The sequence below is a fragment of the Marinomonas sp. MED121 genome (genome assembly GCF_000153025.1).
Taxonomy (GTDB): domain Bacteria; phylum Pseudomonadota; class Gammaproteobacteria; order Pseudomonadales; family Marinomonadaceae; genus Marinomonas.
The window spans coordinates 57,277-69,990 of the sequence record NZ_CH672431.1; the positions used below are offsets into that span (position 1 = coordinate 57,277).

Annotated in this window: 6 protein-coding genes; 3 read left to right on the top strand and 3 right to left on the bottom strand. The window is 42.7% G+C overall.

Features of this window, described 5'->3' with window-relative positions:
- Positions 1-65 precede the first annotated feature (65 nt).
- Positions 66-1,226: an iron-containing alcohol dehydrogenase gene (locus tag MED121_RS11880; RefSeq protein ID WP_036180395.1), complete on the bottom strand. Its 1,161-nt coding sequence runs from the start codon at positions 1,224-1,226 to the stop codon at positions 66-68.
- A 114-nt stretch (positions 1,227-1,340) separates the two neighbouring features.
- Positions 1,341-2,924: a BCCT family transporter gene (locus MED121_RS11885; protein ID WP_009833941.1), complete on the bottom strand. Its 1,584-nt coding sequence runs from the start codon at positions 2,922-2,924 to the stop codon at positions 1,341-1,343.
- Positions 2,925-3,477: 553 nt separating this feature from the next.
- Here MED121_RS11885 and MED121_RS11890 point away from each other — a divergent pair.
- The 3 genes from MED121_RS11890 to MED121_RS23725 all read left to right on the top strand — a co-directional run bounded on the left by MED121_RS11890 (position 3,478) and on the right by MED121_RS23725 (position 12,127).
- The gene (locus MED121_RS11890) at positions 3,478-5,991 is read left to right on the top strand and encodes a CoA transferase (protein WP_009833943.1); all 2,514 of its coding nucleotides are present in this window, start codon (positions 3,478-3,480) and stop codon (positions 5,989-5,991) included.
- Positions 5,992-6,709: 718 nt separating this feature from the next.
- The gene (locus MED121_RS11895) at positions 6,710-8,665 is read left to right on the top strand and encodes a methyl-accepting chemotaxis protein (protein ID WP_009833944.1); all 1,956 of its coding nucleotides are present in this window, start codon (positions 6,710-6,712) and stop codon (positions 8,663-8,665) included.
- 252 nt (positions 8,666-8,917) lie between these two features.
- Positions 8,918-12,127 (top strand): EAL domain-containing protein, encoded by a 3,210-nt coding sequence (locus tag MED121_RS23725; RefSeq protein WP_050764580.1) that lies wholly within the window; start codon positions 8,918-8,920, stop codon positions 12,125-12,127.
- Here MED121_RS23725 and MED121_RS23730 read toward each other — a convergent pair.
- Positions 12,120-12,713, bottom strand: a complete 594-nt coding sequence (locus MED121_RS23730) for a HutD family protein (protein ID WP_009833946.1) — start codon at positions 12,711-12,713, stop codon at positions 12,120-12,122. The genes MED121_RS23725 and MED121_RS23730 overlap by 8 nt on opposite strands.
- Position 12,714 lies beyond the last annotated feature (1 nt).

Sequence of the window (12,714 nt, forward strand, 5' to 3'; positions counted from 1 at the left end):
CGAGGGTTTAGAAACATAAAGCGAAAGCATTAAAACCCTTATCAAAACGCTAAATTAAACTCGCACTACCACCAAAGCTGTTTATAAAGCTTAATAAGATCGTCTGCACTGGGCACCCTTGGATTATTATTTGGCGAACCAGAAGCAAGAGCTTGCTCAGCCATGGTATCTAGAAGACCCATATACGCCTCCCTTTCAATCCCGAACTGCTCTGGGGTAGGCACTTTAAGCTCATCATTTAATGCTCTTAGTTCTGCCAACAACTTTTTGTTTGCGCTTGCATTATCGTCTTGTTCGGTTGCAACCCCCATAGCACGGGCGCAATCAGCATAACGCTCAACCGCAGCTGGGATAGAATATTCAGTCACTGTCGGTAACAGCATGGCATTAGATAATCCGTGGGGAACATGAAAAGCCGCACCAATAGGTCGACTCATACCATGCACTAGGGCAACCGATGCATTAGAGAAAGCCACACCCGCCAGAGTAGAACCTAACATCATTTCTTCACGGGCCTTTTTATCACTGCCATCATGATAAACTCGACGTAAATTAGGCGCGATCAAACGCATGGCTTCTAATGCCTGAGAGTCACTGTACAAGCTGGCTTTTTTACTCACATAAGCTTCCATCGCGTGAGTTAGTGCATCAATCCCGGTATCTGCTGTGATACGAGCAGGTAGAGATAAGGTAAGCGTGTAATCAACCAAGGCTGCAACAGGCATAAAACCTATGCCCATACAGAGCATTTTTTCATCTGTTTTCTCATCGGTAATGATAGTCACCTTAGTCACTTCAGAGCCCGTACCCGCAGTCGTTGGAATAGCAATAATAGGAAGTCCAGCTTCGGTGACAACACGGGGAAATTTATAGTCACGCATTTCGCCACCAAATTTACCCAAGATACTCATGGCTTTGGCACTATCAATTGGGCTGCCGCCACCTAGGGCAATAATGCTGTCGTAGTCGCCTTCTTGAATACGCTTAACACCCGCTTGAATAGAAGCCACGGTTGGCTCTGGGACAGTGTCATCAAAAATGTCGGCAGGCATATCTTGCTCAGCAAGTACTGCCTGAATTTTTTCGGCGTATCCTAATTGAACCATCATTTTATCTGTGATGATTAAAGGGTGACGACAACCTAAACTCGCCAAAATATTTGGCGTCGCATGACTCGCGTTTTCACCAACTTGTAACATGCGCGGAAGAATAATTTGAGTAGACATATCGCCTCCTTGAAATTAAAAAAATTTGATCTGTTATTGGGCTAGCCAGTTAAACTTGTCCGTTCACCTACTGGCTTGGGCTATTTCCCAAGCCAGAATTTTACTTTCTTTAAACTATTCCACTCCCGTGGCACGAGGCACGTGTTTAAGTGTTTTGGCAGGTAATGCCTCTGCTCTTAATGACTTAATCAAACCGTAAGTTGCCAAGATCACAATAAAAGAGAAAGGTAAGGCCGCCACGATAGAAGCAGTTTGTAAGGCTTTTAGGCCACCAGCATAAAGAAGAACAGCAGCAACAGCGCCTATAGCAAAGCCCCAGAACACACGGTATTTAACGGGTGGTTGCTCATCGCCCATTGAAATCAGGGTACAAATAACCAAGGTGGCGGAGTCTGCTGAAGTAACAAAGTAGGTAATCAGCATCAAGGTACAGATCGCTGAAATGACAAGGGTAATCACACTACCTGCCCCCATAGCTTCAATGGTCGTAAATAGAGCCATAGTCGTATCGGCATTTACGGCCTCAGTAATGCCACCAGCACCAAAGAGCTCAACAAACATTGCGGTATTACCAAAGATAGTGATCCAGAATGCCGCTAGAATCGTTGGCGCCACTAACACACCCAATACAAACTCACGGATAGTACGGCCTTTAGAGATACGTGCGATAAAGACACCACAGAAAGGCGCCCAAGCAATCCACCATCCCCAATAGAAGATAGTCCACCAACCTTGCCATTGACCTTCTGGGTTTGGATCTACCCAAAGACCCAGTTCAACGGCATGAAATAAGTAGTCACCAATGTTGGTAAAGAAAGCCCCCAACACATACGCAGTTGGACCAAAAATAATGAAAAGCACTAGGATCAAAATTGTCAGGTGCATATTCAATTCACTTAAGATTCGAATTCCTTTATTTAAGCCGGTTAAAACAGACGCTGTCGCAATAATAGATAAAACCGCGATCAAGATAATTTGATTAGAGGTAGAAATCTCAACCCCGGTCAAATAAGACAGGCCCGCATTCATTTGCTGAGCACCTAAACCTAACGAGGTCGCAATACCAAACACGGTACCAAAGACAGCAAGCAAGTCTGCTGCGTGGCCAATGGGTCCATAAATACGATCACCAAAAATAGGGTACAAACTTGAACGAATAGAAAGCGGTAAGCCTTTGCGATAAGAGAAGTAAGCTAAGATCAAACCAATAACAGCAAACAACCCCCAGCCGTGTAGCCCCCAGTGGAAAATCGAGATACGCATGGCGACCTGAGCGGCTTCAACCGTTTGCTGCTGAGCTTCACTAATTAGTGGGTTACTTTGGAAGTGATAAATGGGCTCAGCAATACTCCAAAATAGAATACCGATACCGATACCAGCCCCAAATAACATAGAGAACCAAGCGAAATTACTAAATTCAGGCCGATCAGAGTCTTTACCTAGACGTATATCCCCATAACGGCTAAAGGCTAGCCAGACAGCAAAAAATAGGAAGAAACTGATTAAGCCAATGTAATACCAAGCTAATTCAGCGGCGATAAACCCCTTGGCTGCACTATAAATGGAACTGGCATAGGCAGGATCAATGACAGTGAAAAGGACAAATGCCATCACCAACACTGCCGAGCCCACCGCTATGATAGGATGCGCCCCCGCAAACAAGCCCGCCTTAGGTAACACATAAGATTTGTTATTCATTTGCCGCTCCCATTTTATCAACCACTAGACTAAAACCATTGTCTAAGGTGACCTTGAGAGGCAAGGTGAAGACGAGAGTATCTCTGCTTTTTTGGTTCATAATTCAATTCTCACTTTTTGTTCTTATTATGATTTTTGTCATGCCGCTTCACCCCAGCCTAGGCCAGTTTTTAATTTGGTGAAGACAAGCTGCAAATTGATTCGAAAGCCATTGTTAAGAATCCGAATCAAACTGAGAAGCAATAAAAAAACGTGCTAAGACCCCAAAAAATTTATGGCTCTTTTTTTTATCAGTAACTTACACCCTCTATTAGTAGATAAATTCGTCTAGCCATAAAAAAAATGACATCTCAGGTCATTTTTTTATTGCTGGTTCGTCAATTAATTCACTCCTAACATGCTTTTCATCGATGCTCTGGGCACGCCCATCACTGCAATTGGCATCGTAAAACCTAAATACGACCGGCATCACCGGTATAACAAAAACAAATGATTCCGGCCCCTACACACAAACTTGGTCGTGCTGGAACTAGGTTAATTAGGAAAGCGTAATATGAACAAAAAAAATCAATTGCCTTTGGCGGGTGTTCGAGTTGCTGACTTCGGACAACAAATTGCTGGGCCTGCTGTCGCCATGGTATTAGCCGATTTAGGTGCGACTGTTGTGCGCATCGATCCTCCTCAAGGACCAAGCTGGCAACATCCTGCCAATGCTATCTTGAATCGAAATAAATCTTGTTTAAAACTCGATTTAAAAACGCAAGCTGGATTAGATCAAGCACTGGAAATCATAGAAAATGTTGATGTCATCATTGAAAGTTTTCGTCCTGGTGTGATGCAAAGATTGGGTATAGATTTCAGTGCCTTACGCCAGCAAAGACCTGACCTGATTACCCTTTCTATCCCAGGTTTTGCCAGTAATGACGAGTTACGTCGCGACTGGAAAGCCACAGAAGCCGTTGTCGCAGCCACTTCAGGCGCTTACACAGATATGGGATTTAACCGAGTATTAATGGGGGTTAATCCTAGCTTTTCGCCCCTACCTTTAGGTTCATCCTATGCCACCTCTTTAGCAGCGAGTTCAGTGGTTTTAGCCTTATTCGAACGTGAAAAAACAGGCCGAGGCGATCAAATAGAAGTGCCGGTTACTGCGGCATTGATGGAAGGTTTATCCTACAACTCTTATGTCATCGACCAATTACCAGAACGCTATAAAACCATGCGTGAATTGGAAATAGAGCACCGTAAAGCAAACAATATCGAAATGGATCTAACCTACCAAGACTTACAAGAATATCTTGATCCTTTCTACCGCACTTATGTGTGCGCAGATGGCCGCATGTTCTACTGCGTTTGTCCCTCACACCGTAATCACGCGAAACGAGCGCTACAGGCATTAGGTATTTATGAAGAACTCATGGCAGAAGGCCTACCAGATGTGAAAGACCTGCATATGCCATCAGCAGAATGGGAAGGTGAAACCTCAATTGGTGTTTACCCACTACCTAAAAAATGGGCTGATATTATTTCTGCCAAAATGAAAAAAGCCTTCTTACAAAAAACCTCTGACGAATGGGGTGTCATCTTTGGGGAAGGCCAAATTCCAGGTGCACCTCACCGCACAACGCAAGAATGGGTAAATAACGAATATTCTAATGAGTCTGGCCTCATCGTTGAAGTCAATGACCCTGAGTTTGGTACCATGAAACAACCTGGCCCCATTGCTTGGTTAGAAAATGAAGCGGAAGCCATGTTAACACCCGCACCTCGAAAAGAAGTTAGCTTTACCGCTGCGCTAGACGAACTTCATCAAGCACTTGAAGCAGACACTTCAACTCGTCCAAAAGGAGATGCGATTCATGCTGCGACAGGAGAGGCTTGGCTAAAAGATTTACGTATTCTTGATTTAACAAATGTCATCGCAGGCCCTCACTCAACCGCGTTTATGGCGCGCTTTGGTGCCAAGGTCACCAAGCTTGACCCTGTTACACCTTTATATGATCCATTGATTGGCACCCTTTTCACCTTCCAAACCGGGGTTGGCAAGCAAAGCGCATTAGTGGATATCACGACAGAAGAAGGCCGTGAAGTATTTAATAAGCTGGTTAAGAATGTCGACATGGTGGTGATAAATGCCCCCGACCGCCAAATGCTTCCTTTGGGTCTAGACCAAGATTCACTGCTCGCCATTAATCCTGATGTTCTCTTCTGTCGCCTTGATTGCTTCGGCGCACCACGCAATGGCAGTAAGAAAAACTACATAGGTTATGATGACATTATTCAAGCAAACAGCGGTATCATGAGCCGTTTTGGCCGTCCAGAAACACCGGAAGAACACGCTCACCTAGGTACTTTAGATGTTAACTGTGGCTTTGCCGCCGGCTTAGGCATGGCAGTGTCGCTTTTCCATCAGCAAAAAACGGGTAAAGTCAGCCGCTCTAGAACCTCTCTTTCGGCAGTGACCAACCTAGCACAACTACCATTTGCCTTTGATTATGAAGGTAGGGCGCCTTTTGATGAGCCATCTGGCCGCGAAGCCTTAGGAAACAATGCCCTTTCACACTTCTACCCCACTAGCGATGGCTGGATTTTCCTCGACTCAAACTTGGGTGAAATTGATCAACTTGAACAAATTGAAGGTTTACAGGAGATTAAAGCCGCTCAAGATAAAGCCAGCTTTATCAGTCAGAGCTTACAAAAGGCGCCTACATCCTACTGGGTTGATGTATTTATTGCAGCAGATATTGCAGCAGCTAAACCCATGGCGATTGAGGACTTAAGAGAAGAGAATAGTCGTATCGCAGATAAGACAGTTGGCATCAACAGGGGCAGTTTTGCTTTCTCTATTTACCCGGACCACCCAAGTGGACACTGTATCACCCAAATCGATCAATACGCCATTAGACCGACTGAATCCAAAGTAATCGCAGTGACACCGACAGAAGCCTTTGGTCATTCAACAAAACAGGTTTTGGCAGAGCTGGGTTATAGCGAAAAAGAGATTGAATCCATGCTAACGAGAAAAATAGCCGGCTTAGGCTGGGGAAAAGAGTTTTTACCTAGCTAGGGAACCTGCGAATAAGTCCTCCCGCCTCAGCGTGTGGATAAAAGTGCCTAGATTTAAGACGAGGTGCGCAACTTAATAGTCATTCTATTGATTAGTGCCTCAATATAAAGATAGGGCTTTTAGGCCACGCCCTTCGGGTCTTACAGAAAAAGTGTCACCCCGTGTTGTGACTTTTTGAAAGGTACCTACATTACGTCAAAGTCACGCCTTGCTTGACACTTTTTCTGATAAGACTGAGAACAGGTGACTTAATCGCAGGCTCCCTAGGGAACCTGCGAATAAGCCCTCCCGCCTCAGCGTGTGGATAACCCCCCTGAGAAGAGGTCGCTTAATCGAAGGCTCCTTAGTACTCGATTTAAATAAATGACTAAAAAAGGTTAGACGCTGTTTTGTAGGTCTAACCTTTTTTTGTTTTACACAAATACACTAATTGATTTTTTTGACTAAACTTGAGCCGTGGCAAGAATATTATAGCCGTATAAAACTAAAGTTTAATTACACTTGAGCATTTTTAATTAGAAATTACTGAATAAAGCTCAAATCCAATAAAAACGAGGGATAACAATGATTAACCCGATATTTTTAATTACTAAAACACGTATATTTTAAACAATTAGTTACCTAATTAAGATATGTTTTGAAATGGTTTACTAATATAGTCAATTTCAATTCATTTCCTTTAAAAACCTTACAATATTTTTCTTATTCTGGAGATTCAATGACTATTAAAACGCGTTTTTTAATTGCCCTCATTGCCAGTGTTTTATTACCTGTTACCATTATTTCTGCGCTTGTAATTAATAATGTTAGAGATAATGCACTCGAAAGCTTTCAAAACAACAGTCAAGCCGAAATAGCCCACATAGATACTGCCTTTACCCTCTATTTAAATGGGTTAGCCGAAGATGCTAGCTATTTAGCACAAAGCCAAACCATCAGGAACCTGGATAAGAGTGTCACTACCTACATGGGTAAACCGGCAGCCATGATGACGCCAGATCAAAACTCTGAGGTTGAGCAAGCGGCTTATCAACTGATGAAAGAATTTGGTGAGTCACACCCAGATCTTGCTTATGTCTATTTAGGCATGGGCCATGGCGGTTATATTCAATGGCCAAAAGGCAATAATAGTAAAGACTACGACCCTAGAGTACGCCCTTGGTATCAAGTATCAGTTAACTCAACCACACCTGTTCGTGTTCCTGCCTATGCAGACCTACAATCCAACACACCGCTGCAGGATTACCTAGTCCGCTTTGAAGGCCAAGACGGCGCTTTTGGTGCCATAGGTGTTGACGTCACGCTGGCCAAACTAACCGATATGGTTAAATCAGTGAAATTTGGCCAAGAAGGCTACGTGATGCTGATTGAAGATACAGGCAAGGTACTTGCTGACCCTTCAAACCCAGAAAACAACTTTAAAGAATTAACTGAAGTGAGCCCTTCACATGCAGAGCTTGCCAACAATGCATTTGGACTTTCTCGCGTAGACCTTGATGGCGAAACCTGGTTTGCCAATAAGTATGAATCTCCCGCTTTAGGCTGGAAGTTTATTGGTCTAGTACCAGCTAGCGAAGTCTATGAAAGTGCCAATAGTCTTACCCAATACATCATTATTATTGCTGTTATCATGGCGATTATCTTCACCTTTATTGGTTATGCCATTGTTGCTGTGGTTTCTAAACCTATGGCAATTATTACCAATGGCCTTGAAGATATCGCATCCGGCGGGGGTGACCTAACCCGCCGTCTTGATATTGAAAGCAAAGATGAATCCGGTCATATGGCAAATGCCTTTAACCGCTTTGTTGAGTCTATTAGTATCTTGGTTGGCAAGATCAAAAACTCAAGCCAAGGGGTTAAAGATATTGCGCAACAGTCACGGGACCTTTCAACCCAATTACATGATGTGGTTACTCATCAGGTCAGTGCAACAGACATGGTTTCAACCGCCTTTAACGAAATGGTGGCAACCGCTAATGAAGTGGCAACCAATTGTACCCAAGCAGCCTCAGCGGCTGATACGAGTCAAAAGCACGTACAAGAAGGTAATCAGCTAATTCTTAAAACCGTCGACTCAGTGGGACATTTAGAAACAGCACTAAACGAATCTAATGCCGCGATGACAGTTTTATCTGAAGAGTCTCAGAATATCACCACTATTTTGGATACCATCCGAGGTATCGCTGAACAAACTAACCTACTTGCTTTAAACGCAGCTATTGAGGCCGCACGTGCCGGTGAACAAGGTCGTGGGTTTGCGGTAGTTGCCGATGAAGTAAGGACCTTGGCTGGTAGAACAGCAGAATCAACGGAAGAAATTGATCGCTTATTAAGTCGCCTAAGAGGCCAGACAGAAAATGTAGCAGGTAAGTTAACTGCCAGTATCAGCCATGCATCTGAAACAGTTGAATCCACTCAGAAAACAAACACGGTTTTTGAAGCTATCATGGAGTCCGTTGTTACCATACGCGATATGACAACTCAAATTGCAGCCTCAGCGGAAGAACAACACCTAGTGGGTGAAGAGATCAATCGTAATATTATTGACATCCACGACGGCGCAACAAACGCCAAAGGCTTATCTGAAAATGTGGAAGAGACAGCCGAGCAGCTAACCATACTAGCGACGGACTTAGAAAAACTGGTATGTGAGTTTAAGTCTAACCATTAAAGACTCTTATTGTATAAGCAAAATCAAAGCCCTTTAGAACTCAATTCTAAGGGGCTTTTTTTATTCGCTAAAACAGCAATTTTTCATATAATTTACAGATTAGATTCAACCTGTTCCCAAACAGTAACAGGGCATATTTTGAGCTAAGGCCGTATGCTATTTTTGCCTAGTAGCCAAAAATAAAGTATTGTAACCCGCGGCGAAAGCCCAGCCATTTATCAAGTCTTGCCTGTTATTTATGAGAGTATTATTTTGCATCGATTGAGTAGATATTTTACAGTTTGCTTATTACTCTTCATTAGCTTGGCATCCCAAGCAAACCCGCAAGCCAAAAATATTCTGATACTACTTTCTTACTCGGCTGATTTCCCATCCTATCCGGCCATCACACGCGCATTTAACGAATCATTAACCGATCACAACCTAGACTTTGTTTACCTCAATAGTAAAAACAATTGGTCAGACGATTATCAAGCAATCACGCGTAATTTTTTAGAGCAGAGACAAGCTCTCTCGAAAGATAAAATAGACCTTATTATTACCTCTGATGATAATGCTTTAAGCTTTGTCAGAGATAATTACGATACCCTGTATCAAGACATTCCGATTGTCTTCATGGGCGTCAATGACGTGAACAAATTAAACTGGGCAAGAAAACAGCCTAATTTCACTGGATTTTATGAGGCCCCCTCTTTTACTGAGAACTTGCTGTTCGCACAAAATTTATTCCCAGATGCAGATACCATACATATCATTAATGATGCCTCGACTAGCACCAGAGCCAATACTAAACAGTTAATACGAGCAGCGAAATCACTCAATTTAAGCAACCATTTAAACTTCATTTCTTTAGTCGATTCAAATTGGAATCAGTTTGCTCAGCAGCTAAAAACAGTACCTAAAAGTGAGCCAATAATTCTCTTATCCGCTTTCATAGATAAAGAAGGACAACGTAAAACCTTCGATCAAGGCTTAAACTTAATCAAGGATAATAGCGACTCAGCCATCATCACTTTTTGGTCTCATGGCTTAGGAAAAGGGATTCTTGGCGGTCATATTATTAATGCCTATAAGCATGCTCAAGCGGCATCAGATTATGCCAAAGCGATTTTAAAAGGCTCTAGTATTAGCCTTTTACCTATCATATATACCAGCCCAAATAGTAATGAATTTGATTATGGTGTGATTACTAAACACCAGCTCAATGCAGACCTTCTTCCGCTTGATACCAGCTTTCTTAATCCAGCTAAAAACATCATGCAAAATCTTTGGTTCATCATCATGCTGGTCAGCATTATTTTGCTATTTTTGCTGTTGGCGATTACCTATTTGACCTTACAAATACGTCGTAGAACTCGGGCTGAATCTGCCCTACTTAGAGAAAAAGCCCTATTGGCAGGCATCATCAATACCATACCCGATCATATTGTTTACAAAAACACCAAGTTCCAATATCAAGTTTCTAATTCAGCCTTTGAAAGCTTTGTTAACTTATCGAAAAGTAAATTAATTGGTAATGCAGATAAGGACTTATTCCAAAACAAGATTATTTCTCTTTTCCATCCTATGGACAGTAAAGTTGTTCAAACAGGGAAAGAAGTGCGCTGTACCGAATTTATTGACCTTGACCAAGGTGAAAGTGCTATCTTGGATATTATCAAAACCCCCTTTTATGATAATAAAGGTGTGCTCACCGGCATCATTAGTATTGCCCGCGATATCTCTCAATCCTATAAACAGCAAGAAGAAAATAGACTGTTAGCAACCTTCTTTAAACAATCATCTGAAGGCATGGTCATAGTCAGCAAACGGGGGCGAATTTTAACGGTCAATCCGGCATTGGTTAGTATGACAGGCTTTAGTCCAGAGCAGCTTATTGGTAGCAGCTTTCGCAAGGTGTTATCCAACGCGTCTTATCAAGCGTATCGCAGTATGAGCGTCGACCTTAAAAACGTGGGTAAATGGCAAGGGGAAATGGAATATATCACCTTATCTCAGCAGTCTCAGCCTGGCTGGGTAATTGCAACCAGTGTGTTAGACGAAAATGGTCAGATAAGTCATTTTGTCGCTTCATTTTCAGATATTAGTAAGCTCAAACGCTCACAACATAAACTTCAACATCTCGCACATCACGATGCCTTAACCGGCCTGCCAAACCGTACTTTTTTGACCCAAAAACTGTCAGGCATGATAAGTAATGCGAGAAAACAAGATAAACAACTTGCCGTCGCCTTCTTAGACCTAGATAGATTTAAGAATATTAATGACACCTTAGGTCACCTTTTTGGTGACAAGCTACTGCGTGTTATTGCACAGCGCATGTACAACCAACTTAAGGAAAATGAAGTCGTCGCGCGTATTGGCGGTGATGAGTTTATCCTAATATTAGATCCAAGTGATGGCCTAGAAGCACTTTCAGCTAGGCTCGAAGCGCTTAACCAGAAAATTCAAGAAATGGTGTATATCGACGGTAAAGAAATCATGACTTGCGCCAGTATTGGGGTCAGCCTTTATCCAGAAGATGGCACCAGTTCAGAGCTCTTATTCCAACATGCAGATACAGCCCTTTATAGTGCGAAAGAAGCGGGCCGAGCCATGCACAAGTTATATGCCAGCTCACTTTCCATTCAGGCAAAAGAACGATTAGATATCGAAAGCCATCTAGCTAAAGCGCTCGAATACAAAGAAATGTCTTTAGTTTACCAGCCAATTTATGACTTCAAACAACAAAAGTTTGTCAAAGTCGAAGCCTTATTACGTTGGAATACGCCTAAGCTTGGACAAGTCCCTCCCGATAAGTTTATCCCTATTGCAGAAGAAACAGGTGGGATTTTAACCATAGGTAACTGGGTGTTAGAAACAGCTTGTCGTACTATGGCGCAATGGCAACAAGCAAGCTGCCAGATCCAAAGAATTGCCGTTAATGTTTCTCGCATTCAGATTGCCAGACAAAATATTTTTGAAACCGTTAAAGAGATTCTCATACTGACCCAATGCAAACCCCAATGGATTGAAATAGAAGTCACTGAGAGTGCCATCATGAATTTATCAAAAGAGGGTCTTAAACAGTTAACCCAGCTAAAAGAGTTTGGCGTGTCTATTTCGATAGATGATTTTGGCACAGGACAGTCTTCTTTATCCTCATTAAAAACCTTACCTGTCAGTACCTTAAAAATTGATAAATCCTTTGTACAGGACATGCCAGAGAATGAAAACGATGTGGAGATTGCGCGTCTGATTCTTCAAATGTCCAAGGTATTAAACGTCAGATCGGTCGCCGAAGGGGTGGAAACCACAGAACAAGCACAGGTGCTGAAAAGTATGGGCTGTGACCTATGCCAAGGTTACCTATTCAGTAAGCCTTTATCAGAAGAAGCCTTAGCTAGCTTTATTAACCACCCAACTTGGCTGCAGGACAAAGCAATTCAAGCTATCTCAGATGGCATAGACTACTCTATCTAACAAGTCTTTCATCCGCGCTGATCTTAATGAATACACCCGCACCTTTATGCAACTGATAGTCGCTTTTTTCATCCATAATCAAAAAGCTATCCTTGGGCATAATTAGCTCTTTCGCTCCTTGATCCACTGAGATGTTAGACACCTGATTCGCATAATAATAGGCTTGTTGGCCAGCTTGATTCAACACATCACTAGAAGCATAAACGGCCTGCACAAGGGCTTTAGTATCGTCTCGCCTCACCATAATATTCAAGTCTTCAATGGCACCATCTAGCAACTCTGATGTCGTCATGTCACCACCATAAAAAGTGGCGATATCCAACTCATGCAATAGATCATCATGGGTCACATGCCCTTGTTCTGACTGATGAACTAAACGCATACCTTTACCCGCTATCAAAACCAAATGTCGTTCTAACCCTGAGAAGTCTGAAAAAACACCTGACTCAGACACCGCTGCCTGACTAATACGAAATTTCACGCCTTTATCATCTTCAAGCTTAAGCAGCTCTAATGTTTCACCCTTGCCATTTTTCCATGGCATACGACGAAATTGCGCCTGAGTAATCAATGTTTCTTGTGTCATA